Below are 25,992 nucleotides of genomic sequence, written 5' to 3' on the forward strand. Positions count from 1 at the left end.
AAACTTTAAAGTAAAGTGAGAACTAATTTATACACAATTGATTGATGTTAAAAGTCTTTTTATTAATTTAATACATATTTACATGGATAGGTGATAAACAATGAAGTTAATACGAGTAATTTTTTTAGCCTTACCTTTTTTTGTTAACAATACAAATGCAGCCTCAACTATTGTTCATATGAAAGGAAATAGTGTACCAAGTTTACCCTCAAATTTTTATCAGGTTAAGGGTACGCATAAAGATAATCCTTATCTTAACTCTACTGGTATAGGACGTAGCAAAGGAAAGCTTATAGAAAGTATGGATATTATTGAAGATAGTTCTAAATTGCTTGATTGGCGAGCAAAAATAATTAACTCTTTTAATAAAAAACAACTTTTAAAATTAAAATCTTCAAATAGCCCACTGTTAGCACAAGACAACAGAATTAAAACGAAGAAAAATACCGCAGCCAAATTATCTGAAAACGTTAAATGGTATATTACAGCGGGGCATTTTCGAACAAAAGCTAATGCTATTGCTTTTGTTAGTCGTTTAAAAAAGTTAGGATTTTCAGTACTTATTCAACCGCTGACTAAAGGGACTTCCGTATTAATTGGCCCTTATGATTTTCGCCCGCATGCAGTAATTAGTATGCAAGAGTTAAGAAATAATGCTAATGTTCGAGGCGCTATAATTCATTTTAAATATAGCTATGGTTAAGCTCAATCCTAGTTTATCTAGCTTACTAAACTAAACTATAACGATTATTGTTATTAGCTATAATATTTATTAATTAACATATTATTAACCCATTAAGATGCAACAGATACAACCGTGCTTATTTAAAGCATATGCTTCTCAATACGAAGAGCTAATACTTAAGGAACTTCACATTCATGGTGAAGTTCCAACATGGCTTTCAGGAAGTTTTATTAGCATTGGGCCTAGCCAATTTGAGGTTGGATCAACTAATTTTAATCATTGGTTTGATGGTTTTGCTATGCTTAAAAAATTTACCTTTAAGTCAGGCTGTATTCATTTTCAAAATCAGTTTTTACAATCACAAGAATATATTGAAAGCAATAGGCGTGGTAAATTGAATGCTAATGAGTTTGGCACTTATGCAAGTAAATCTAAATTAGGAAGGGTATTATTTTCTTTAAAGGAGTTAGTTGGTAGTAAATTACATGACAATTGTGTTGTAAATACAACTCGTATTGATGATAGTTATATTGCTATGACAGAAAGTAAAAACGTTGTTTCATTTAACATTAAAAATCTAAGTACAACGAAAAACTTTAATTTTAACGATAAAATCACAGAGCATCTTACTACGGCGCATCCTCATTTTGATCCTACTACTGGCGAATTAATTAATATCGCTATTGAGGTTGGTAAAGCTAATAAGTACCATATCTATAAAATAGATCCTTTAAGTAAAACACGTAAAATTATTCAAACCTATTTATCTCATAATTTGTTCTATATTCATAGTTTTAGTATCACCAGAAACTATATTATCTTATTTAAATCACCCTTAGTTATAAATAAATTTAAATTATTATTCGGGTTGCCTTTTAATAATACCTTGGCTTATAAAGAAAATTTGCCATCCGTGTTTGTTATTGTTGATAGAAGAAACGGAAAACTACATGAAATAGAGGCAGAGCCTTTTGTGTGCATACATAGCATAAATGCTTATGAACATAAAAATGAAATCATTTTAGATTTAATATGCCAGCAAGCAGGTAATCCATATGATAAATTATATTTATCGAATCTTTGCTCGAGTAAACCGACTTTACCAACTGGCGCAATAAAGCGGTATGTTGTTGATACTCAAGCTAGAAATTGTAACCAAGAAATTTTAACCAGCAACAATCAGGAATTTCCACGAATAAACTACAAAAGATGTAATGGAAATAATTATCAATTTATCTATACAAATTCGATCGATGGTCCAAATAATCAATTTTTTAATACCATACAAAAAATGAATACTCAAACGGGCAGCATACAACATTGGCGTAAAAAGGATAATTATGTTGGTGAAGCTTTGTTTGTATCAAAACCTCACTGTCAGTCAGAGGATGATGGGATTTTATTGTCTATAGCATTTGACATAAATACGCAATTATCCACTTTAATAATCATAGACGCTTTATCAATGCAGTTATTAGCAGAGGCATATTTGCCCATCCATTTACCTTTTGGTCTACATGGAAACTTTTACAACGATACAATTGTTTAACTTGCAATAAAATAGACATCTTTAGAAACTAATAAGTTTTCAAAGACATCTAATATTGAATTGTCGTTACTCTGCAAACAAAGTATTAAGGTAAAGCAAAATGCCAATTCATCTCCTCAGAGAGTTTTTGCAACATGATTTCACCACGTATACTATTGCCCTTAGAGTTTACGCGAGGACTAATAACTGCTATACCTGCTTTACCTGGTACAACAGCAATAGTATATCCTGAAACACCACTTTTAGCAGGCATTCCTGTTTTTACCATATGAGTTCCTGTTTCATCATATAATCCACAAGTTGCCATAATTGCTAATGTTATTTTACATGTTTCAGGAGAAATAATTTTCTCATTAGTCATTGGATCACGACCTGCATTAGCAAGGAGGGCTGGCAGGTAAATCATTTGTTCCAATTGGGCTTCATAGGAGCAAATAGTAAAATACAAGTCCAGTGTTTCATAAACATCAGTACGTAAGTTATTACGGCTTTTTAATAAGTAAGCTAAGGAGCGATTGCGGTTACCAGTTCTTTTTTCAGAAGCAAAAATAAGAGGATTGATACTTAAGCGCTGATTAAAAAGTTTTTGTACCCAATGCTCTAACCAGGCAAATTGTTGTTCTCCTACACCGGGAATATGTGAGCAAAGAGTTATTGCACCTGCATTTAGCATAGGATTTGAAGGTTTAGGTCCAAATTGTTCAAGGCGCGTAATTGAGGCAAAATCATCACCTGAAGGCTCTACCTTGACCCATTGAAACACTTTGTCTGGGCCTAGCTCTTCTAATAAGCCAATAAGTGGGATTAATTTGCCTGTACTTTGTAGAGTAACGGGAAAGAGAGGCATATTACTGTAAGAAAGGCTTTTCCCATTTAAAACGGTTACAGCGATACCTGTTAGGTCATTATCTACATTCGCAAGTTCAGGAATATAATTTGCTGTTTGGCCGTCATGATTGGTTTGTGCAAATTCAACAATGCTTTTTAATAGATTTAGTGAGATATTTTTAGACATTGATTATAAAATAAATTAAAAGGTCGTATTATGCTAAATTTAGCACAGCAAGACAAATATAGGGCAATTTAGAACTAAATAAAAAATGACTTATTTGGCTTGGATAAATGCTTGTAATTGCTTACCAATATCTGTTGCTCGCATTAAACTCTCGCCAATTAAGAATACATTAATATTATTTTCTAGCATGAGAATAATATCATTAGGCGTGTTAATGCCACTTTCAGTAATGATAAGTTTATCGGCAGGAATGTCTTTCGCTAATTCAAGTGTCGTAGTTAAAGTAGTAACAAATGTATGCAGACTACGATTATTAATACCAATTAAAGGGGTGGGTAGTTTAAGGGCTCGTTCAAGTTCTTCTCGATTATGGCTTTCAACTAAAACAGCCATATCTAAAGCCTGCGCTTCCTGGCAGAAATCCATTAATTGCATATCACTTAATAAATCAACAATTAATAAAATACAATCGGCTCCTAATTCGCGACTTTCTGCAATTTGATAACTATCAATAATAAAATCTTTTCTTAAAATAGGTAGGGAAGTGCTCTGCTTAGCCAGTGCCAAATAATTATTATTACCTTGAAAAAATTGTTTATCAGTAAGTACAGATAAACAACTTGCTCCATTTTTTTCGTAAATCTTAGCAATAGTTACTACATCAAAATCTTCCCGAATAATACCCTTGCTGGGAGATGCTTTTTTTATTTCGGCGATGATGGCAGGACGAGAGTACTTAATTGCAGCAACAAAATCACGTGGTTGATCTAAAGCTAAAACAGCTAGTTCTTGCAAAGGCCTTTCTTTTTTTGCTTTCTGTACTTCTAATAATTTATGCTCGGCTATTTTCTTTAATATACTAGTGGTCATAATTAAGTTACGTTTCTGGTAAAATCTCGAAATTGTAAAAATTGTCGTTCTGCAGCACCATTGTTAATAGTAGCTGCTGCCAGTTCAACTCCAGACTTAAAATCACTAACTATTTCAGCACAATATAGTGCTATAGCAGTATTTAGTAGGATACTATCATACGCAGCGCCTTTCTCGCCTTTAAAAACATGCTCAATCAGGTCTAAACTTTGTGCTGAGGAGTTCACAATTATATCATTTAGATTAGAATGGTAGCAATTAAAATCTCTTGGGTTTATAGACCAAGTAAATTGTTTACCGTTACAGTACTCAATGATCTGGGTAGGGGCTGCAATACTAATTTCATCTAAACCATCTTCTGAATGAAGAATAATGATCCGCTTACCACCTAAATTAACTAGGACATTTAATAACTTTTCTTGCCAAGTTTTTGAGAATACTCCAATAACTTGTTTCTTAACTTTAGCTGGATTTAATACAGGCCCTAATAAATTAAAGAAAGTTTTTATTCCTAGTTGCTTGCGTACTTCTTTAACCCTTTGAGCTGCTTGATTGAAGTGTGGTGTAAAGAGAAAACAAATATTATTTTGTTGTAAACAACACTTTAACTGTTCATCAGATAATTTGATATTAAATCCTGCTTCTAATAATAAGTCTGCACTTCCACTTGAACTTGAAACAGAATAATTGCCATGCTTCGCAACTTTTGCACCCGCTGCTGCTGCAACAATACTGCACGCTGTGGAAATATTAAATGTGTGCTTACCATCTCCACCTGTTCCGGCAAGATCAATGACATCATCACCTAGGTTAATGGTACGCATGGCAGATTGGATTGTTTTAGCCGCTGCAGTAAGCTCATCTATAGTTTCACCTTTAGCACGCATTAAGACTAAAAATGCACCAATTTCTGCATCAGAAATTTTATCTTCAATACAAGCCGAGATTACGCCTTGCATTTCAGTAAAAGTTAAATCCTCTTTATTAATTAAATGTTCAAAAATTTTTGCAAGCTTCATAATTTAAAAAATTAGCTAATAATTGTAAGCCATATTCACTCAAAATTGATTCAGGATGGAATTGTAGCCCAAAAAGAGGGTATTGACGATGAGAGATTGCCATGATTGTATCATTTGCCCAGGCATCAATGGCAAAACTTGTAGGTAACGTAGCAACATCAATTGCAAGGGAATGATAGCGCATACCCTGAAATGGATTAGGCAAATTTTGAAAGAGTTTGCGTTTATGATGAATGATAGGTGATGTTTTACCATGAATAGTCTCAGGAGCCTGAATAATTTTTGCTCCAAATGCATGAGCAAGACATTGGTGGCCTAGGCAAATACCTAAGATAGGTATGGTTTGATAAAAATGTGCAATAGTTGCTAGAGAAATACCAGCATCTAGAGGGCCTTTAGGTCCAGGCGATATAACAATATGAGAAGGTGATAATTGTTCAATATCAGTAATAGTTAAATCATTATTTTTAAAAACGCGGACATCTTGATTCAATATTTGAAAATATTGGACTAAATTGTAAGTAAATGAATCATAGTTATCAATTAATAACAGCATGTTAAGCCTATAGAGAAAATTCCTCACCCAGGTAGACAGTTCGAACCTGTTGATTAGCTAAAATTTCATTTGGGGTTCCTTCACATAAAATTTTACCTTGATTAACAATGTAGGAGCGTTCACAGATATCTAATGTTTCTCTTACATTATGATCAGTAATTAAAACACCAATGTTTTTTTTACATAAATGAGAAATAATTCGTTTAATGTCAATAACTGAAATAGGATCAACACCGGCAAAGGGCTCATCCAATAGAATAAAAGCGGGCTCAATAGCGAGTGCGCGTGCTATTTCAACCCGGCGCCTCTCACCACCGGAAAGGCTTAAACCTAAATTATTAGCGAGATGTGAAATATGAAATTCTGCCAATAACTGCGTTAACTTATGCTGACGTGCTTCTTTATCCAAATCTTTACGTAGCTGCAAAATAGAATCAATATTTTCAGCAACAGTCATTTTACGAAATACAGATGCTTCCTGTGGTAAATAACCTATACCAAGGCGAGCACGCTGGTGCATAGGTGCTAAAGTAATATCTTGCTTATCTAGAAAAATTTTACCCTCATCGCATGCTTGTAAACCAACTATCATATAAAAACAAGTGGTTTTGCCAGCGCCATTAGGACCTAATAAACCTATACACTCACCACGTCGAATTGTGATGCTAATATCACTAACAACAACTCGCCCTTTAAAAGCTTTTTTTAAATGAAATGCTGATAATTCATTAGATTCTTGGTGCATTGCTAATGTAGTATTCGATTGTAGTATTGCACGACCTAAATTGTCTTGTGCCTGTCGTTTACTGAAACTTAATAGATGACGAGAACCTAATATTTTATTTACAAAAGCGAGTTTTGAAAGAAATCTACTCATGTTTTTTTACCCGGATGAAAAATAATTGTAGTTCGTACATTTTTATCACCGTAGGAAACTACATGCTTTTGCTTAGTGTCATAAGTAATTTTAGGAGCAGATAAGGAATCATCGCCTTGCTCAACGCGTGCATTGCCAATTAATGTAATTAAATGTTTCTCAGGATAGTAGCGAATTTGTAATGCATAAGCATGAAGAGGTGGCTTGTCAGTATCTGTTTGTGTCCAGAAATGGGCAAGTTCTTTAGAAGACCCTTCTGCTCTCGCAAAAATAAGCTTATTTTCTTGATTACCTTTAGTAATTGCTTTATGAGCTCTTAGATGAGTTGTTCCCTGATCAAATTGAACATTTCCTATATAAACACCACGATGAGTCGATTGATTTAAATCCGCTGAGTCAGCTGATAGTTGCGCAATTGCTGCTCGATCTGTTTCTAAAGCATAAGTTTGAAAACTGAGAAAACTAAGCAAATATATAAAAATAAATTTTCTATTACACATGATTAGGCTCATAAGTTGCACGTGCTTTATTTAATAATTCAACTCGTTTTTCATCAAGATAAGCATTCATGCCTTGGGAATGAATAATACTGCCAGGTTGTTCAAATATTACAGCAAGCGCAGTAGTGGCAAATTTTTTCTCAGGATAATAAATAAGTTCTTCTGTTTTTAAAGTACTTTCAGGATTTTTTATACCTTTACCTTGATGAATAATAACATTACCAACCAAATTAATTTGTTTGCCTTTATCCAGTGCTAATGCCTTTTGTGAATAAATGTTCCAGTTAGATTCATTTTCTTGACTGAGAACAATATGGGGGGTATCAAATATATAAGTATTATTCACAGGGATATGTTTTGCTTGAGGACTTTCTATAAACTGAGCCAACGCGCCTTTAGCGTCGAATTGCCAGACTTTGAGTCCTTTAATAATTGAGTCAGGCGTGTTTGCTAATATATGATTATCTAATTTTTCTTGAGATGAGGAGCTTGCATAGTACCAACCTGAGCACGATAAAATTATAAGTAAGCAAAAGCCCCAGGCAGATTGTTTAGCAGCATTCATGATAATAAATACCTTGTTAGTGCCTCTTCTTGTTTTTGTTGGACGCTTAAAATAAGATCACATACTTCTCGTACAGCACCACGTCCACCATTTTGTTCGGTTTGCCAGACAGCAAATTCTTTAATTTGTGGTACAGCATTAGCAACAGCAATGCCTAGGCCTACTTGCTGTATGATTGGTAAATCGGGTAAGTCATCACCAATATAAGCAAAATGTTCATTCGTTAATCCTAGGCGCTCTTTAAGTTGAAGATAAGCGTTGCGCTTATCGACTTGGTTTTTAAAATAATGTTGAATGCCTAGTTGCTCCATACGAAAGTCAACTACAGGATTACGGGCCGTAGTAATAACTGCTACATCAATACCTGCTGCCATAAGTAGTTTTAAACCCATACCATCTTGAACGTGAAAGGCTTTTAATTCATTGCCATAATTATCTAAATAAAGTAGGCCATCTGTTAAAACCCCATCTACATCACAAATTAAACATTTTATTTTTTTTGCTCTTTCTATTAAGTTAGTTGTTGTCATTATTACTCACTTCTTGATAAAGGTGTAATCTGCTTTATACAGAACTATAGCAAAAGATTATAACAAAAAATTTAATAAACGCCTGCTTTAAGAAGATCATGTAAATGAAGTACCGCAAAAGGGCGTTTAAAATCATCAATAACGACTAATGAGGTAATCGTATATTTCTGCATCAGAGCTAATGCTTCAACAGCTAAAATTCCTTTAGAAATAGTTTTACAGTTTTTATTCATAACCTCAGTAATTGGTGTTGTATTAATATTAATCTGTTGATTTAAGGTACGTCTAATATCGCCATCTGTGTAAACGCCGAGTAAATAGCCTTGTTTATCGATAACGCAGGTCATACCTAACTTTTTAGCAGTCACCTCAATTAATGCTTCGCTTATTGTTGCTGTTTCTTTAATTAATGGTAAAGCTTCGCCTTGATGATAAAGATCATCTATTCGTAGTAAAAGGCGACGACCCAAGGAACCTCCAGGATGCGACAATGCGAAATCTGTTTCATTAAATCCTTTGGCTTGTAATAAGGCAACAGCTAAAGCATCACCCATTACGAGTGTAACGGTAGTACTTGTGGTGGGTGCTAGACCAAGTGGACATGCTTCTTGTTTAACACTAATATCAAGCGAAACATTTGCTGCTTTTGCTAGTATTGATTCTGGATTACCAGTTAAGGCAATGATCGGAACTTGCAACCGTTTCAGTAAAGGTAATAGTATAACAATTTCATTCGTGTTTCCTGAGTTTGAAATAGCAATGATAATATCATCTTTGGTAATCATTCCCATATCGCCATGACTTGCTTCACCTGGATGTAAAAAAAATGCAGGCGTTCCGGTGCTTGATAAAGTAGAAGCAATTTTATTAGCGATATGTCCTGATTTTCCCATGCCTGTAACGACAACACGTCCACGCGAGTTAAGTAATAATTCACAAGCTTGCTCAAAACGATTATCAATGCGTTGGGTTAGCTCAAGGACTGCTTGTGCTTCCATTTCAATAACAGCTAATGCTAATTTACCAAAATTCATTTTCTTATTCTAAGTAAGCAAATTAGTGAGCTTATCATACAAATTATTACCTAACAAAAATTAATTTTAGGTAAATTTTAATAATTAAATAATCCATATCGCTGCTTTTTTTAATTACTGTTCACCAACTTTATTAATATTTTTTTAAAAAAAATAAGTTAGTAATATTGATAAAGGAGTAGAAATTTAATAATTTTGATAGCCAATATAAGCAGTTGTTAATTAAATAATTAATATAAAAATAGTAATTTTTTTTTAGCAACTATATACTTATTCTTTAATTAAATAAGAGAGTTTCATTATGCAGAATAGTTTGGTGCAAATCACCAACCTAACATTCAGCCGAGGCACTCGAATCATATTTAACAATATTAATATGACAGTGGAGCGTGGCAAAATTACTGCTATTATGGGACCTAGTGGCAGTGGTAAAACTACCTTATTAAAATTAATTGGTGCTCAACTTAATCCAGATGAGGGGGAGATACTCATTAATGGGTTAAATATGCAGCATTTACCGCGTAAAGAACTTTATAAAGTAAGGCAGAAAATAGGATTATTATTTCAGTCAAGCGCATTATTTACACATTTAACTGTATTTGAAAATGTTGCCTTTCCTTTAAGAGAACATACTAAACTTAATGAAGATATGATACGTGATATCGTACTTATGAAGTTAGAAGCTGTAGGGTTAAGAGGTGCAGCTAATTTAATGCCTGCTGAGTTATCAGGCGGTATGGCTAGACGGATAGCCTTAGCAAGAACAATTGCCCTTGATCCTGAGCTTATGATGTATGATGAACCTTTTACTGGTCAAGATCCAATCTCCATGGGCGTTTTAGTACGTTTAATTAAACGGTTAAATGAATTATTACATACAACAACAATTATTGTATCTCATGATGTAGAAGAAACTTGCTCTATTGCGGATTATGTGTACTTAATTTCTGAAGGCCATTTTATAGGATATGGAACGCCTCAGCAGTTACGAGAATCAACTGTACCACAAATTAGGCAATTTATGCATGGTGAACCTGATGGTGTAGTTCCCTTTCACTATCCAGCTAGACCCTTAATTGAGGAACTGTTAGATGCTTAATAAACTAGCACAGGCAGGGCAGCGAAGTATAATTATTCTTCAAAGTATTGGTAATTCAGGGCGATTTTTGAGTGGCGTTTTTCTTCGAAATCCTGATGTCCGTCGCCTATGGCCTAATCTGGTAAGTCAAATTCATTTCGTTGGCGTTTTATCCTGTTTAATTATTATTGTTTCAGCTCTTTTTATCGGGATGGTAGTTGGTCTGCAAGGCTACAATACCTTACAAAAATTTGGGGCTGCGAGCCAATTAGGGCAATTATTAGCATTAAGTATCACCCGTGAATTAGGACCAGTTATTAGCGCATTGCTTTTTGCAGGTAGAGCAGGCTCGGCTGTTACAGCAGAAATTGGTTTAATGAAGGCAACTGAACAGCTAGCTAGTATGGATATGATGGGTGTCGATCCATTAAGCCGTGTAATTTATCCTCGTTTGCTAGCAGGCATAGTTTCACTACCTTTATTAACATTGATCTTTTCTGCAGTAGCTGTGTATGGTGGTTATTTCATCGGTGTGGATTGGTTGGGTGTGGATTCAGGAAGTTTCTGGTCTAATATGCAGTCTGCTGTAAGTTTTAGAGTTGACGTGCTTAGTGGCATTATTAAAAGTGTTGTTTTTGCCTTTGTAGTTTCTTGGATTGCTGTTTTTCAAGGATTTATGTGCATTCCAACGGCAGGAGGAATTAGCCAAGCTACTACTAAAACAGTCGTATATTCGTCATTAGCGGTCTTAGGGTTAGATTTTCTTTTAACAGCCATGATGATTGGAGGTTGGTAAATGAATAGTAAACAACGTTATATAGATGTCAGCGTTGGATTTTTTATGTTGCTTGGTTTACTAGCTTTATTAATAATGGTAATGAAAGTGAGTGGAATTACAGAGCTTGCTTCAAACAAAGGTTATCATGTAACTGCTGATTTTACTGATATAGGCGGTTTAAAAGTAAGAGCGCCTGTGACCATAGCAGGTGTGAAGGTAGGTGAAGTCACAAAAATTGAATTACAGCCTAGTGAGCTTAATGCCAAAGTCACTATGTTATTGCGCTCAGATAAGCCCATTCCTTTTGAAGATGCGACAGCGCGTATTTTAACGGAAGGCTTATTAGGCTCTAATTATATTAGCATTGTACCTGGCTTTGATGATGATAGTAGTTCTGATCATCCTTATTTAAGAGAAGGGGATAAAATCCCTAAAACGCAGGAAGCCATAATTCTTGAAAATTTAATTGGTCAACTTTTATTTAATATCAAAAAATAGGTGGAGAACATGAAAGTAATAAAACTAATTTTTTTAGGCTTTTGTATATGTTTAGCACAAACTTTGTGGGCTCAGTCTTCGCCTATTCCGATGCTGCAAGATACAGCTGATCAAATTGTAACCACTCTTAAACAGAACAAAACGAGCCTTAAAAAAAATCATACTATTATTTATCAGGCTGTTGAGCGTCATCTTTTACCCAGGGTAGATGTAAATGGCATGGCACGATCGGTTTTAGGACGTCAAGCTTGGAGTAAAGCAACACCGTCAGAGCGTAGCCAATTTACCCAAGCTTTTACGCAGCTAGTAATTCGCACTTATTCAAACCCATTAGCTGAATACACAAGTGAAACAATAAAGTTTTTACCTATTAAAGGTTCCTTGGATAAGCGTTTTGTGCGAGTAAATAGTATAATTATGCGGCCTAATGGAAAAAATATTCCACTTAATTATAGTTTAGTTGCCAAAGATGGTGATTGGAAAATTTATGATTTAAGTGTGGAAGGAGTAAGTTTACTACAAAGCTTCCGTTCTCAATTTGCTCAAGTATTACAATCTTCAAATATGCAAGCGTTGATCAAAGAAATGCAAGCACGAAGTAAAAAGGCTGCCTAAGAATGGCCGACTCCTCTTTTAAAGCATCTAAGTGCTTAACGTTTTCAGTGATTGAAACGGAAAGAAAACGTTTACTAAATTATTGTCGTGCTAATAAAGGCTTAACGCTAACGATTAATCTTGAAGAAGTGTCCTTATGTGATAGTGCAGGGCTTGCTTTTTTAATTGAGTTTAAAAGATTAGCACGAAAATATAAAAAGCAAAGTAATCTAGAGGGTATGAGAGAGTCTATTTTGGCTTTAGCAGAGTTTTGCGGAGTAGCAGACATGTTAGCTGATGAAGGCAGATTAGCTGAAGGCCCATAATATTATCATTATATTGGGCACTTAAAATGCGATTGTTATATCTTATATTTATCTGCTACGACTTGTTCGTAGCATTAGACCTCTTGCCTAACCTATTTATTTTACGTGATTGCTGTGTTGCAAGGTCTTCTTCGGTGCTCATTTACGCCATGTAAACTCCGCTCCTCAAAACCCTTGCGCCTTGCACTCACAAAAAATAAATAGGTTAGGCAAGAGGTCTATTCTTTAATTTTCCTGATTAGTTATAATGTCAACACTTTGGCTGCTTTTCTATTATAGTTATAAATAGAAACTGTACTTTATTAGTTTTACAGCATAAACTTGCTAACTTTTTTTATGAATTAAACTCAAGTCTTTTCGATAGTTTGCCGATGTTCTTATGCAGAAGTAGTAAAGAAATAAATAGACAATAATTTTTACTAAAAGATTTGGGCAGCTTCGGCTGATAATAATAAAAAATATTAGTAAGTGAGATGTTATGTTAACCAATGATGCTTTAGAAGAACAATTACGTAATCTCGAACATATCCATTATGCCAAGGTCGAAGGTGATGGGTACCATTACCAGATAACCATAGTATCAGATGTTTTCAAAGATAAATCTCCTGTTATGCGGCAACAATGGGTTTATGGAAAATTAAAAGAATACATTACTTCTGGGAAACTGCACGCGCTAAGTATGAAGACCTGGACAAAAGAAGAATGGGAGAAAAAACGTGGATAAGTTAATTATTAACGGCAATAAAGCATTAAATGGAGAAGTTTTTATTTCCGGCGCCAAAAATTCAGCTCTCCCAATTATGGCCGCCACATTACTGGCTACAGATAATGTCACAATTCGTAATGTACCTCGACTTCGTGATGTTAATACTATGATTGCGCTTCTTAAGCAATTAGGCGCAGAAGTAGTTATTGATGAAGAAATGAATGTTCAAGTAGATTCAGGCTCCGTGAATGAAATTGTTGCTCCTTATGAGCTAGTTAAAACAATGCGGGCGTCTATTTTAGTATTAGGCCCTTTATTAGCTCGCTTTGGTAAAGCAGACGTATCGCTACCAGGCGGATGCGCTATCGGGACAAGGCCGGTTGACTTACACTTGAAGGCTTTAAAGTCTATGGGTGCAGATATTACGGTTAAAAATGGTTTTATTAAAGCGCGCTGTAAACGAGGGCGTCTACAAGGTAGGCCGCTTTTGTTCGATACCGTAACTGTAACAGGCACTGAAAATATTATTATGGCTGCTGTTCTAGCAGAAGGAAAAACAACGATAAAAAATGCTGCTAGGGAACCAGAAATAGTCGACTTAGCAAATTTTTTGAATCAAATTGGTGCTAAAATTTCTGGTGCTGGTACAGCAACCATTGAAATTGAAGGTGTAGAAGCGCTTGGCGGTGGCACTTATTCTGTTATGCCTGATCGTATTGAGGCAGGAACTTATCTAGCTGCAGGAGCAATAACCAGGGGTAAAGTTACTGTAAGGCGAGTTAAACCTGAAAATTTACTATCCATGTTATGTAAATTTGAAGAAGCAGGTGCTGATTTAACAATAGGTGAAGATTGGGTTTGTTTAAATATGCATGGCTTAAGGCCTCAATCAGTCAATATTATTACCGCACCATATCCTGCTTTTCCTACTGATATGCAAGCTCAATTTATGGCTTTAAATACAGTTGCAGAAGGTGCATCTTCTGTGACTGAAAATATTTTTGAAAATCGTTTTATGCATGTTCAAGAATTACAACGTATGGGCGCTCAAATACAACTTAACGGTAATACAGCCTTAATTAATGGTGTTGATCATTTAACAGGCGCGCCTGTTATGGCTACTGATCTACGTGCTTCAGCTAGTCTTATTTTAGCTGCTTTAGTCGCCGATGGAGAAACCTATATTGAACGTGTTTATCATGTCGATAGAGGTTATGAGCGTATTGAAGAAAAATTGTTAAGGCTCGGAGCCGATATTACACGTGAGTCAGCTAAATGATTATAAGACAAGAGTTAGAAGCGTATGTTCATCGATTATTAGCCTGTTCAGATTTTAATGATTATGCTCCAAACGGTTTACAGGTAGAAGGGAAAGAAAAAATATCTTCTATTGTAACAGCTGTAAGTGCTTCTGAAAGTGTAATTAAAGAGGCTTGTGTTTTGCAGGCAGATGCTTTGCTTGTTCATCATGGGTTTTTTTGGCGTGGTGAAAAGCCTACGATTACAGGTATAAAACGCTCAAGGATAGCTAAACTATTAAGCCAGGATATTAATTTATTCGGTTATCATTTGCCACTCGATTGTCACCTCGAGCTAGGCAACAATGCTTGTTTAGCTCAACTACTAGATTTGCAAACAGTAAAACAGCATCGTCTACAAAATACGCCGAATTTATTATGGTCAGGTTCATTTACGTTAAATAAAACTAGTGAAGAAGTAATTTCTTTGTTAACTAAACAATTAAAGCAAAAACCAATCCATGTGACTGGCAATAATAAATCAATCAAAACGATTGCTTGGTGTAGTGGTGCAGCACAAGATTTTATTGAAGATGCCTATGCCTTAGGCGTTGATGCCTATTTAAGTGGTGAAATCTCTGAGCGAACCTTTTATCAAGCGCAAGAATTAGGTATGCATTATTTTGCTTGTGGCCATCATGCAACTGAGCGTTATGGTATTCAAGCCCTAGGAGAGCACCTAGCATCTAAATTTAATTTAACGCACCAATTTATTGATACAGAAAACTTTATTTAATAACTTCAGAAACTGCCATTAAGGGCCAATCATCGGAAAAAAGGTCTTCAAAGCTTGTCCACATGTAGAATGGGGATGCTTAGATAATTCTTGTACACAGCGTTTTTTCAGCGCTTTTTTCAACTGACTTTCTCTCCTCATTGGAAGTTTCCAAAGAAGTTTAATATTGGATTTATAAATTTTAACTTTTTATAAATTAATAGATCCAGAAAAAGCCTCCCGGATCTATTAACTAAAGTTTTAACTCTACATTGATGGCGTTAAAGCAGTTTCTACGTTGTTTTCTTTTAAAATTTGTTCTTTCTCATTAGGAAGTTCTTCAATCCTTACGGTTTGTTTTTCTTTTAACTTAGTTATTAATTCCTGTAAATGAGGCAAATTTGGCTCTGAAGCTGTTATCCACTTTATCTTAGTTTCTTCATCACCTATTTTTATAGCAAAGCCTTCTTTTGTATGATTAATAATAATAGGTTTTGGCTCATAATTAGCTGCAATTATTTTTTCAAATTCTGGTAAATCCATAAATTGAAGTTCCATACCATTAAGGACACGGTGGCCATTAGTTAACGTAAAACCGGTAAGGAGTTCATGTGCTTTACCACTATAAGCTACTGCGATTAATGAGCAGGCGCTACCGAGTAACTTCCAACTTAAATCAAGAGACATACCAATACTCCAACCTAATCCTTTACCTAATAAGCCCATAGCAGAGCCTAAAAGATAAGCAAATGAAACGCCAAAAAAAGTATCTAGTAATTTCCCTGCATAAGTTGGTGCAACTAACATAATACCCATACTTGATGTTGGGCCTAAAAATAAAACTAACCCACTAGCAAAAATAGCTGTAAAGGATTGGCGCATAGGTAATAAAGAATACGATTTAGAAGTCAGATCCCCTAGCAGCCAACCTACAGAAGTGCCAGTAGCTCGCAAAGGGAGCGCGAATAAGGGTACTGTAATAGCAGTAATAGGATAATCTTTATACTTGTTCTGAACTGGATCCGTATGGGAAATAAATTGTTTATTAACAAATTGGGTGAATTTATTCCATTCGAGCTCATTTATATAAGCATTTTTAGCGTTAGTCGTCGCTGCTAGTAATAAGTGATTAACTTTAGCTAACGGCATGTTAGAAATAAACGTTTGAGTTGTTGATAGGCAACTGACATAAGATTCTTCATCTACTACATTGGTGCGATTTAAAGATAATGCTTCATCTAATAATTGCATGAGTGTTGCATTGCTGCCACTACGAATCGTATAGGTTTCATCAATTTGATTACGAACAAAAAAAGTTATAGTAGCTAAAACTCTTAAAGCTAATAAATGCTCTTGAAACTCTTCTGTAGAGTTAAAATTTAAGTCAGGTTTTAATTTGGGTTTAAGCAGCGTTAACCAGTTTTCAATGAATGTGATTTGCTTAAAGCGAGTTTTTACATCTTTTTTACCGAAAAACAATGAAACTTTATAAGGATGAGGCGATGACTCTAAATTTAATTTAGTACGATTTTCATAATCAGCGCGAAGGGTTTGTAACTTTGTTAAAAAACTATCAGTAAGTGTTAGATGCATTTTTACCTCACGTCCATGGTTGAGATGAGTCTTTTTTATATTACGAGTGTTTATTTAAAAAATGCAATTTAATTATTTTTTTCTTTAAATTTTAGAGCAATATTTTGAAAAAATGTAACAAATGATATAGTTAATTTTCGTTTAAGTAAGGTAAAAGCATGCCGCCATTGAAAAAAATTGCTTATTTATTAAGGTTACCTCAATGGAGTAAGGCTGCTTTTGTTTTTTTAGGCGTTATTTATTCTGGGTTGCCAAGCTATTTACTGCATGCTCTTTTAGCGGCATTTGCATTTTGTTTATTATCAAGTGCTGTATATATATATAACGATTTACACGATCGTGAGCACGATAAAGTACATCCAAAAAAATGTAGACGTCCTTTAGCCAGTGGCGAAATTTCTTTAACGTTAGCGCAAGTCCTTTTATTTTCTCTTTTAATAATAAGTTTAGTTTTAGCCTTAAACATTTCAAATTTACTCTTTTTAATTTTACTTTGTTATTTAATTATTAATCTTGCTTATAACTATATTTTAAAAAAAATTCCTATTTTAGATGTTTTATGTATAGCAAGTGGTTTTATGCTTCGTGTTCTTGCAGGGACATTAGGTATTGGTTTGCCTATCTCTTGGTGGTTGACATGTACAGCTACCCTAATTAGCTTATTTATTGCATTTAGTAAGAGAAGCCTTGAAAAAAAGTTGGGTCTAAGTACTGAAACAAGGGTAGTATTAAAAAAATATTCCCAACCAATGCTTGATAGTTTAATCATGCTCACTGGCGTAGGTTCGTTTCTATTTTATTTGCTTTATACCATCGTTGTGCGAGAAGAAGCTTTTTACTTTCTTATAACACTCCCTTTTGCAGCAATTGGCCTTTGGCGCTTTGCTTGGTTATCCAATCGTCCTGTTACTTATAATGATGATCCTATGGCTGTTTTTTTTCATGACTTTTTATCACGTTTAAATTTATTAATTTTTTTATTCTTAACATTCGTGGCGTTAGCAAATGGCTAATAAAAAATGGCTTTTACTATTTGCAATTATTATTTTTATTTACTTAGTTATATTACAAATATATGCTATTTGGCCTTTTACTATTGATGATATGTACATTAGCCTTCGCTATGCGAAGCATTTAGCAAATGGTCAAGGTTTGTTATGGAATATTAATGAACCGCCTGTAGAAGGTTATTCTAATTTTAGTTTTGTAATGCTAGCAACATTAGCAATAAAGTTAAATTTAAATCCCGTTATTGTACTTAAATTTGTCGGTTTAATTGGATTATTGCTTTTAACTTTCAGTATTTATTTACTTACTCGTCTATGGTTTACACCACTTTTATCTTGTCTACCTTGTTTGGGGGTTCTTGTTTATCGCGGGCAAATTATTTGGTCTGTAAGTGGCTTTGAGACAACTGTTTATCAGGCATTAATTTGCTTCTCACTTTTTGCCTTATTAAAGGCTTTAGGTTATCGCTTATACCCTAAGCAAGAAGCTAAAAGGAGTCAGTTAGCTTTTATAGTAAGTGGTATTTTATTAGGCTTAGCAAGCTTGACTAGACCAGAAGGCCCTTTTTTTGTGATACTATTTTATAGTATCGCGTGGTTTGATAAAAAAAATAATCTTAACTTTTATAGAAAAGATCTATTAATAGGCATACTAGCTTTTTCTACTCTTTATATTCCCTACTTTGCATGGCGTTTATACTATTTTGGACAGCTATTTCCAAATCCTATTTATTGCAAGGGCTTGGTTGACTCTTATTTTGGTCAAATTGATAAAAATTATTTAAAGTTGGCCTGGCCCTTTTTTTTGTTAGCATTACCAGCTATATGGCAAGCACAGGATCATCGTCATTATTATTTTTGGCTGCCAAGTGTCCTTTATTTATTACTTTTAATAAGTGCAGATCCCATAGTTGCTTTTGAAAATCGATTGTTTTTACCTGCTTTTGTTTTACTTCTACCTTTAAGCTTAAAGGGATTAGGAGAAATTATTGCTTATTGCTTGCAGGATAAGGGGCAAAGTAGTTTTTATCAATTCGCTTTAATAATTATCTCAATTTTGGTGGGATTTAGTTTTATACCAATATTAAGCTTAGCCAATTTAAAATATTTTACCTTAAATCCTCAGAAAGGTGAGCTCTTAAGAAAGCAGGTAGCTACATGGCTTGAGAAAAATATTGCAAGCAATAGTCATGTGGTACTAGCTGATAGTGGGTTAATTCCTTATTATAGTTCTTTGGCTTTTATTGATTCTTTTTGCTTAAATAATAAAGATATGACAACGCTACCTCGTAAGCTAATGTCAATTCAAGGATGCGAAAAAATTATTAAACAAAAGCCTGAAGTTATTATTTTAACATCTCTTATTGAGAAAAAAATAACTTATCCTTCTGTAGATGCGTGTTTATATAACTATATAAAATTAAGTAAATTTTACCGATTTAGGATAGCTTTTCAAACTTCTGAGTCAAATCCTAAGTATCGTTATGATATTTATACAGCATTGCATTAAAGATATAGTAAGATAGACTTATTCTTTTGTGGGTTTGGATTAGAGATACTTAAATGTATAACGCAAGCAATTATAGGCTAATTATATTAAATTATATAAAAGGATTAGATAACGAATGCAAACCCTAAGTGCACTTATAACTAAAGTTTATAAAAAATTACCAGTAATTACATTTGATGTGCTATCTATTCCTGTGGCGTGGTATCTATCTTATTGGTTAAGATATAACATGAATCCAATGCTTAGCCATTTTAAGAGTGAGCATTCCTTAGAGGCACTTTCTATTCTATTAATCTTTCAGGTTAGTTGTTATTATTATTTTAAGGTTTATCGAGGTTTATGGCGTTTTTCGTCAATCAATGATGTAATTCGAATTATTAAAGCAGTTATTACTGCAGTTATTTTAACGTTGCCCGGTCTTTATCTAGCGTCCCTTCTAGCATATATTCCACGTTCTGTTTTACCTTTATATAGTATAATCTTAACTACTTTACTCTGTGGTGGACGTTTGCTGATGCGTGCTTATCGTGAACGTAGTAATAGTAATTTAGCACAGTCCGTATATCGAGTTTTAATTATTGGCGCAGGCCATGCTGGTGAAAGTTTAGCTCGTGATATGAGGCGGAATTCTACTTATGCGCCGGTTGGTTTTGTTGATGATAATCCAAGTAAGCGAGGTATGGAAATTCATGGAATTAGAGTTCTAGGTTCTTCCAGAGACTTACCAGAACTTGTATTAGCCTATGCGGTTAATTTAATTTTTATAGCGCTTCCCTCAGCTCGCTCAGCAGCTATGCGCCGTATTGTTAATCTTTGTGAACAATGTAAGGTTCCTTTCCAAACAACCCCTAGCTTATCTGATTTGGCTTCGGGTTTAGTTAAAGTTAACGCATTGCGTGAAGTAAATATTGAAGACTTATTAGGGCGAGATCAGGTTCAGTTAGATTGGAGTAAGATTGGTGCGGCTATTTATGATAAACCTATAGCTGTGACAGGCGGGGGCGGATCAATTGGGTCGGAATTATGTCGTCAAATTATGAAATTAAAGCCAAGTAAACTGCTTATTATAGATAATTCAGAATTCAATTTATACAATATTGAGCAGGAGCTTAAATTGGCATACCCACATTCAGTGATTATGCCTGTACTAATCTCAGTAACAGATCAAATTGCGATAAACATTCACTTAAGTAAATTTAAGCCCTATATAGTTTTTCATGCTGCAGCTTATAAACACGTTCCTATGCTTGAAGATCAAATTAGAGTTGCTGTTCAAAACAATATTTTAGGAACACAAATAGTAGCTGAAGCTAGTGTTAATGTCGGCGCTAAGAAATTTATTTTAATATCAACTGATAAAGCGGTAAATCCCACAAATGTTATGGGTACTACAAAACGTGTAGCTGAAATTTATTGTCAAAATTTAAATGAACGAGTAGAAACTGAATTTATTACAGTAAGATTTGGTAATGTACTGGGATCAACCGGAAGTGTCGTACCACTATTTCAAAAACAATTACAGACAGGTGGACCCTTAACAGTTACTCATCCAGATATACAACGATATTTTATGACTATTCCTGAAGCATGTCAGCTTATTTTGCAGGCAATGATTAATGGCTTAGGAAGTGAGATTTTTGTGTTGGATATGGGTGAACCAATTAAAATTAGTTATTTAGCTGAACAAATCATTCGTTTGGCTGGAAAAGTACCAGGACAAGATATTCAAATAAAATATATAGGTTTAAGGCCTGGAGAAAAGTTATTTGAAGAATTATTTCATGAATCTGAAGAACTAACCCAGACAGAGCATGAAAAATTATTTAAAGCAAAATTTCGTAAGCTTGATTGGCATGAATTAAACCAAACAATTCGTTTGTTAGCTTCTGCTTGTGATAAACATAATAATGATGAGTTACACATTTTATTAAAAAGTTTGGTACCAGAATTTAAGTCGCAAATGGATGTAGTATTTTAAAATTTATTCTAACCAGATTTATAGTCAAAATTTTTCATGCCAAAGATAATTATTAGATTATATTGGCCTGATGTGATAAGTAGTAAATTAAGAAATATATTACCATCTAGGCAAAGGGTGAAATTCGATTGCAAGATGTGTCTAATACGGCATTTTGTTATAGTAGCACGTATTATAACAATTAATTTGGGATACAACTTAAAGACGGCCTTATAAATAAGGGATTTGGTTAACTCAAGGAATGTATCATATGATTGATAGAGTTCAAATCGAATGGCGATTCAGAAGATTAGCTGAAATTGCCCTATTATTTATAGTCATTACAAGTTGCTCCGATCAAAAATCTTCCTCTGTTCAACCTAAACTTCAAGTTCCAGTTAAGGAGATTAAAACTTCATTTATTCCTATTTTCAAAGAATATATTGGTCTTACACAATCTATATCAAGTGTTGATATCCGCGCTCGAGTAGAAGGCTTCTTAATTAAAATGAATTTTGTTGAAGGAGCGATAGTTAAAAAAAATCAGCTATTATTTGTTATAGATCCAAAGCCATTTGAAGCACAGCTTAATCTAGCTCAAGGACAGCTTTCGCGCAGTATTGCTGAAAAAGAATTTCAACAGCTTGAATTCTTAAGATTAAAAGCCTTAGTCGCCAAAGGTGATATTGCAAAAGCCCGTTTTGATCAGGTAACTGCGCTATATAGAGAAGCAATAGCTCAAGTAGATATTCAGACAGCTCAAGTAGAACAAGCGAAAATTAATTTAAGTTATTGCTCTATGTATTCACCTATTGATGGCATTATTAGTCATAAATATGTTGATGTTGGAAACTTAGTTGGCGCCGGAGAAAAAACATTATTAGCTAATGTAGTTCAATTAAATCCAATTTATGTTGAATTTAACCCCAGTACAAGTGATTTTACAGAGCTGCTTAAGTATCGCTCAAATATGCCTTTTAAGGTAGAAATCACTTTACCTAATGATAAAAATACTCGTTTCTATGGCAAAGTAGATTTAATTAACAATCAAGTTAATGTCTCCACCGCAACTATTCTAATGAGAGCTCTTATTGATAATCCTAAGAATTTATTGTTGCCAGGTATTTATGTTGATGTAAAACTGATATTAACTAATAAAAGTCCCGCTATTTTAGTGCCAATTGCTGCTGTTATGCAGAATCAAGAGATGCGTTCTGTCTATATTGTTACTACTAATAATAAGGTTCAAGCAAAAACTGTTACAGTTTCAGGACAAATAGATGAAAATTATATTATTATTTCAGGCCTTAAAGACGGAGATAAAGTTATCTTAAGCGGCTTACAAAAGCTTCAACCAGGTATGGAAGTTATACCTCAATTAGTGAACATGAATTCGACATAAAATATATTTGCTATATTTGTGTCGAATTTAGTTATATTTAATCTAGATCCTGTATAAATATTTTGCATTGTACGGGATAACGTTCGTTTAGCGATATATAAAGAGCCTTTGTCTCTTTATATATCGAACTCACGTTAGTTAGTAAGTAGGGATTAAAGACATGGTTAAATTTTTCATATACCGCCCTATATTTGCTATGGTGATTGCTATTTTGATGGTATTAGTAGGTGTTATTTGTATTTTTATTTTACCTGTTGCTCAATATCCTTCAATTGTTCCACCGGTTGTACAAGTAAGTACTCAATATTTAGGTGCAGGTGCGAGTGTAGTTTCTGACACCGTAACAACCCCGTTGGAGACAAATATTAACGGCGTTGAAGGTATGATTTATATGACTTCTTCCAGCACTAACAATGGCAATTCTAATATTAGTATTACTTTTGACGTTGGTTATGATGTTGATATTGCTGCAGTGGATGTTTTAAACGATACAAATACGGCTACTCCTTTACTACCTGAGACTGTCGTTAAATCAGGTGTTACTATCCAGAAGGCTTCAACTAGTTTAGTTGTGGTAGTTAATTTACTAAGTAAAGAAAATAATCTTGATGAATCATTTTTAAGTAATTATGGTCAAATTCAAGTAACACCAGCCCTACAACGCATACCTGGCGTAGGTAGCGTAACGAATTTCGGTTTATTAGAATATTCTATTCGAATATGGCTTGATCCAAATAAATTAGCCAGTATGAGTATTTCCCCTCAAGAAGTTATTCGGGCAGTAGAGGAACAAAATCAACAAGCAGCAGTAGGTGTCATTGGGCAGCCCCCTGTACCGCGAAACATTCCTTTTCAATATCAGCTCTCAACACTAGGGCAACTAGATGAAACTGATCAATTTAAAGATATTATTGTTCGTGTTAAAGACAATGGCGAGATCGTTCGTATTAGAGATCTTGGTCGTGTTGAGATGGGTGCTGAAACGTATATGAATACCTCTAATTTTAGTGGTAAGCCAACAGCAAGTATTGGTGTCTATCAGTTGCCAGGATCAAATGCTATTCAGGTAGCTAATAATATTCGTCAAGTCATGAATGATCTAGCAAAAAACTTTCCGCCCGGCATGACTTATACAATAGCCTACGATACAACTAAGTTTGTCCGTGAATCATTAAAAGAAGTTATCATTACTTTATTTGAAGCCATTGTATTAGTTTTTATTGTTGTTTTTATTTTTTTGCAAAATTGGCGCACAACGTTAATTCCATGTATTGCTATCCCTGTATCTTTAATTGGGACATTTGCTTTATTTAAGATTTTTGGCTTTTCAATTAATATTTTGAGCCTTCTAGGTTTAGTATTAGCTATTGGTTTAGTTGTAGATGATGCCATTGTTGTTGTTGAAAATGTGGAAAAGAAACTTGAACAAAGCTTTACAAACATAAGAGAAGCAACGCTTGCCGCAACAAGAGAAGTCCAGGGCCCAATCATCGCAACTACTTTAATCTTACTTGCTGTATTTGTACCAGTAGCATTTATTCCCGGTATGACCGGCAGACTATATAATCAATTTGCTTTATCTATAGCATTTTCAGTTGCTTTATCAGGGATAAATTCTTTAACTCTTACTCCCGCTTTATGTGGACTTTTATTAAAACAGAAAAAAGAAAATAAATTTTTTATTCTGCGTTGGTTTGAATTAGGCTATGAAAAATTACTTTATTATTATCAACGTGGCGTTAAACATTGTATTAACTATCGTAAGTTGGTTTTAATTATCTTTGGCTTACTTACTTTACTAACAGCGCTAATTTTCTATCATCTTCCCACAGGTTTTATTCCAGATGAAGATCAAGGCTATTTTATGATAGTTGTGAAAGGTCCTGATGGGTCATCGCTTTACCGTACAGAGCAAACGATTAATAAGATACAAACTATTTTAGATAAAACAGAAGGTATAGCCAGTAGTATTGCTGTTAATGGCTATAATGTTATTGACTCTATTAATGAGCCAGATGCAGCAGTCGTATTTGTTATATTAAACCCCTGGGATGAGCGTAAAACAGCTAAACTAAATGTAACGGGTATTATGGCTACGTTACAAAAGCAATTAGACAAAATTAATGATGCTATGATTTTTACCGCTAATGCGCCTGCAATTCCTGGCCTAGGCTCAGTTGGTGGCTTTCAGCTAGAAATTCAGGATAGAAATTATAAAGGTGTGGATTTTTTAGCTAAAGCTGTAAGTCAATTTGTAGAAGAGGGAAAAAAACGCCCTGAATTAAAAGGTGTTTTTTCTGACCTAAATACTAAAGTGCCTCAATTGTATTTAGACATTGATAGAACACGAGCAAAAGCACTTAATATTTCAATTACTAATTTACTGACTACATTGCAAACTTATTTAGGCGCCTATTACGTTAATAATTTTACTAAATATGGTCAAACGTACCGGGTTTTGGTACAAGCTGAAGGGAATGCACGTGCTGATGCAACGGATATTACAAAATTATACGTTAAAAGTGATACTGGAAAGATGATTCCTTTATCAAGTTTAGTGAAAGTTAAATCAATTAACGGACCCTTTAATATTCCCCATTATAATCTTTATACTGCAGCGACTGTTACCGGCGGCCCTGCACCTGGCTATAGTTCAGGCCAGGCATTAGCTGCTATTGAGGAAGTAGCAAAAAATGTGCTGCCACCAGGTATCGGCTATGAATGGACCGGAATTACATATCAGCAATTAAAAGCTGGTAATTTGGCGGCATTAATTTTTTTACTCTGTTTGATATTTGTATTTCTTTTTTTAGCAGCCCTTTATGAAAGTTGGTCTATGCCTTTTATGATTTTGCTCGCTGTCCCTTTAGCATTATTAGGCGCAGGTCTTGCTTTAATGATACGTTCTTTAGCATTAGATGTTTATGCACAAATTGGTTTGGTTTTACTAATTGGTCTCGCTGCTAAGAATGCTATTTTAATTGTTGAATTTGCTAAAGATAAACGAGAAGCGGGTGCAGGTATTATTGAAGCTGCAACAGAGGCTGCGCGTTTGCGCCTACGTCCTATTTTAATGACAGCTTTTGCCTTTGTATTAGGCGTTTTACCTTTAGCAGTTGCTAAAGGTGCTGGCGCTGCTAGTCGTCATTCGATTGGAACTACAGTTTTAGGCGGGATGCTTGTAGCAACAATTTTGAGTCTATTAATTGTACCTGTTTTTTATGTGGTTATTGAAAAAATACGAGAACAGCGTCTAGAAAGAAAAAATGTTACACAACAATATAGATAATAAATAGCGATACCGCTATTTACATCTTTTCTTTCCTAATA

25 protein-coding genes are annotated in these 25,992 nt (G+C 34.4%); 15 read left to right on the plus strand and 10 right to left on the minus strand.

Features of this window, described 5'->3' with window-relative positions; all coding sequences use genetic code 11:
• Window positions 1-100: 100 nt before the first annotated feature.
• Together DYH30_RS06095 and DYH30_RS06100 are read left to right on the plus strand one after the other, a co-directional pair.
• The gene (locus tag DYH30_RS06095) at window positions 101-703 is read left to right on the plus strand and encodes an SPOR domain-containing protein (RefSeq protein ID WP_115330793.1); all 603 of its coding nucleotides are present in this window, start codon (window positions 101-103) and stop codon (window positions 701-703) included.
• Window positions 704-800: 97 nt separating this feature from the next.
• Window positions 801-2,234: a carotenoid oxygenase family protein gene (locus DYH30_RS06100; protein ID WP_115330794.1), complete on the plus strand. Its 1,434-nt coding sequence runs from the start codon at window positions 801-803 to the stop codon at window positions 2,232-2,234.
• 85 nt (window positions 2,235-2,319) lie between these two features.
• On the opposite strand, the gene glsA is transcribed toward DYH30_RS06100, so the two are convergent.
• The 9 genes from glsA to DYH30_RS06145 form a co-directional block, all read right to left on the minus strand.
• A complete protein-coding gene (glsA, locus tag DYH30_RS06105) occupies window positions 2,320-3,249 on the minus strand; it encodes a glutaminase A (protein WP_115330795.1) in 930 nt (309 codons plus the stop codon).
• Window positions 3,250-3,339: 90 nt separating this feature from the next.
• Window positions 3,340-4,119: an indole-3-glycerol phosphate synthase TrpC gene (gene trpC, locus DYH30_RS06110; protein WP_115330796.1), complete on the minus strand. Its 780-nt coding sequence runs from the start codon at window positions 4,117-4,119 to the stop codon at window positions 3,340-3,342.
• A 2-nt stretch (window positions 4,120-4,121) separates the two neighbouring features.
• Window positions 4,122-5,138: an anthranilate phosphoribosyltransferase gene (gene trpD, locus DYH30_RS06115; protein WP_115330797.1), complete on the minus strand. Its 1,017-nt coding sequence runs from the start codon at window positions 5,136-5,138 to the stop codon at window positions 4,122-4,124.
• Window positions 5,116-5,694: an anthranilate synthase component II gene (locus tag DYH30_RS06120; RefSeq protein ID WP_115330798.1), complete on the minus strand. Its 579-nt coding sequence runs from the start codon at window positions 5,692-5,694 to the stop codon at window positions 5,116-5,118. Before DYH30_RS06120 ends, trpD begins: the two co-directional genes overlap by 23 nt.
• Before the next feature lie 7 nt (window positions 5,695-5,701).
• Window positions 5,702-6,439, minus strand: a complete 738-nt coding sequence (gene lptB, locus DYH30_RS06125) for an LPS export ABC transporter ATP-binding protein (protein ID WP_115332516.1) — start codon at window positions 6,437-6,439, stop codon at window positions 5,702-5,704.
• Window positions 6,440-6,567: 128 nt separating this feature from the next.
• Window positions 6,568-7,071, minus strand: a complete 504-nt coding sequence (gene lptA, locus DYH30_RS06130; protein WP_115330799.1) for a lipopolysaccharide transport periplasmic protein LptA — start codon at window positions 7,069-7,071, stop codon at window positions 6,568-6,570.
• On the minus strand, window positions 7,064-7,636 hold the full coding sequence (gene lptC, locus DYH30_RS06135; protein WP_115330800.1) for an LPS export ABC transporter periplasmic protein LptC: 573 nt from the start codon (window positions 7,634-7,636) through the stop codon (window positions 7,064-7,066). The genes lptA and lptC overlap by 8 nt, the downstream gene beginning before the upstream one ends.
• Window positions 7,633-8,166 carry a KdsC family phosphatase gene (locus tag DYH30_RS06140; RefSeq protein WP_115330801.1) on the minus strand — a complete coding sequence of 178 codons (534 nt, stop codon included), beginning with the start codon at window positions 8,164-8,166 and terminating at the stop codon, window positions 7,633-7,635. Before DYH30_RS06140 ends, lptC begins: the two co-directional genes overlap by 4 nt.
• A 71-nt stretch (window positions 8,167-8,237) precedes the next feature.
• Window positions 8,238-9,200, minus strand: a complete 963-nt coding sequence (locus tag DYH30_RS06145; RefSeq protein ID WP_115330802.1) for a KpsF/GutQ family sugar-phosphate isomerase — start codon at window positions 9,198-9,200, stop codon at window positions 8,238-8,240.
• Between the two features lie 301 nt (window positions 9,201-9,501).
• Here DYH30_RS06145 and DYH30_RS06150 point away from each other — a divergent pair, with 301 nt between their 5' ends.
• The 8 genes from DYH30_RS06150 to DYH30_RS06185 all read left to right on the plus strand — a co-directional run bounded on the left by DYH30_RS06150 (window position 9,502) and on the right by DYH30_RS06185 (window position 15,214).
• Window positions 9,502-10,299, plus strand: a complete 798-nt coding sequence (locus tag DYH30_RS06150; RefSeq protein ID WP_115330803.1) for an ABC transporter ATP-binding protein — start codon at window positions 9,502-9,504, stop codon at window positions 10,297-10,299.
• Window positions 10,292-11,074: a lipid asymmetry maintenance ABC transporter permease subunit MlaE gene (mlaE, locus tag DYH30_RS06155; RefSeq protein WP_115330804.1), complete on the plus strand. Its 783-nt coding sequence runs from the start codon at window positions 10,292-10,294 to the stop codon at window positions 11,072-11,074. The genes DYH30_RS06150 and mlaE overlap by 8 nt, the downstream gene beginning before the upstream one ends.
• Window positions 11,075-11,554, plus strand: a complete 480-nt coding sequence (mlaD, locus tag DYH30_RS06160) for an outer membrane lipid asymmetry maintenance protein MlaD (RefSeq protein ID WP_115330805.1) — start codon at window positions 11,075-11,077, stop codon at window positions 11,552-11,554. It abuts the gene before it with no gap.
• 9 nt (window positions 11,555-11,563) lie between these two features.
• Window positions 11,564-12,169: an MlaC/ttg2D family ABC transporter substrate-binding protein gene (locus DYH30_RS06165; RefSeq protein WP_115330806.1), complete on the plus strand. Its 606-nt coding sequence runs from the start codon at window positions 11,564-11,566 to the stop codon at window positions 12,167-12,169.
• 2 nt (window positions 12,170-12,171) lie between these two features.
• Entirely contained in the window at window positions 12,172-12,474 is a 303-nt protein-coding gene (locus tag DYH30_RS06170; protein WP_115330807.1) for an STAS domain-containing protein, read from the plus strand.
• Between the two features lie 478 nt (window positions 12,475-12,952).
• On the plus strand, window positions 12,953-13,198 hold the full coding sequence (locus DYH30_RS06175; protein WP_115330808.1) for a BolA family protein: 246 nt from the start codon (window positions 12,953-12,955) through the stop codon (window positions 13,196-13,198).
• Entirely contained in the window at window positions 13,191-14,459 is a 1,269-nt protein-coding gene (murA, locus tag DYH30_RS06180) for a UDP-N-acetylglucosamine 1-carboxyvinyltransferase (protein WP_115330809.1), read from the plus strand. Before DYH30_RS06175 ends, murA begins: the two co-directional genes overlap by 8 nt.
• Window positions 14,456-15,214: a Nif3-like dinuclear metal center hexameric protein gene (locus tag DYH30_RS06185; RefSeq protein ID WP_115330810.1), complete on the plus strand. Its 759-nt coding sequence runs from the start codon at window positions 14,456-14,458 to the stop codon at window positions 15,212-15,214. The genes murA and DYH30_RS06185 overlap by 4 nt, the downstream gene beginning before the upstream one ends.
• 246 nt (window positions 15,215-15,460) lie before the next feature.
• On the opposite strand, the gene DYH30_RS06190 is transcribed toward DYH30_RS06185, so the two are convergent.
• Window positions 15,461-16,786, minus strand: coding sequence for a hypothetical protein (locus tag DYH30_RS06190; protein WP_115330811.1), 1,326 nt, complete (start codon window positions 16,784-16,786; stop codon window positions 15,461-15,463).
• A 158-nt stretch (window positions 16,787-16,944) separates the two neighbouring features.
• On the opposite strand from DYH30_RS06190, the gene DYH30_RS06195 reads away from it, so the two are divergent.
• The 5 genes from DYH30_RS06195 (at window position 16,945) to DYH30_RS06215 (ending at window position 25,951) form a co-directional block, all read left to right on the plus strand.
• Entirely contained in the window at window positions 16,945-17,799 is an 855-nt protein-coding gene (locus DYH30_RS06195; RefSeq protein ID WP_115330812.1) for a decaprenyl-phosphate phosphoribosyltransferase, read from the plus strand.
• The gene (locus DYH30_RS06200) at window positions 17,792-19,303 is read left to right on the plus strand and encodes a protein LphB (RefSeq protein ID WP_115330813.1); all 1,512 of its coding nucleotides are present in this window, start codon (window positions 17,792-17,794) and stop codon (window positions 19,301-19,303) included. The genes DYH30_RS06195 and DYH30_RS06200 overlap by 8 nt, the downstream gene beginning before the upstream one ends.
• Window positions 19,304-19,418: 115 nt before the next feature.
• On the plus strand, window positions 19,419-21,281 hold the full coding sequence (locus tag DYH30_RS06205) for a polysaccharide biosynthesis protein (protein WP_115330814.1): 1,863 nt from the start codon (window positions 19,419-19,421) through the stop codon (window positions 21,279-21,281).
• A 250-nt stretch (window positions 21,282-21,531) separates the two neighbouring features.
• On the plus strand, window positions 21,532-22,662 hold the full coding sequence (locus DYH30_RS06210) for an efflux RND transporter periplasmic adaptor subunit (RefSeq protein WP_160116164.1): 1,131 nt from the start codon (window positions 21,532-21,534) through the stop codon (window positions 22,660-22,662).
• Between the two features lie 160 nt (window positions 22,663-22,822).
• Window positions 22,823-25,951 (plus strand): efflux RND transporter permease subunit, encoded by a 3,129-nt coding sequence (locus DYH30_RS06215; protein ID WP_115330816.1) that lies wholly within the window; start codon window positions 22,823-22,825, stop codon window positions 25,949-25,951.
• Window positions 25,952-25,992: the final 41 nt, after the last annotated feature.

The organism is Legionella busanensis, assembly GCF_900461525.1.
In the GTDB taxonomy this organism is placed as follows: domain Bacteria; phylum Pseudomonadota; class Gammaproteobacteria; order Legionellales; family Legionellaceae; genus Legionella_C; species Legionella_C busanensis.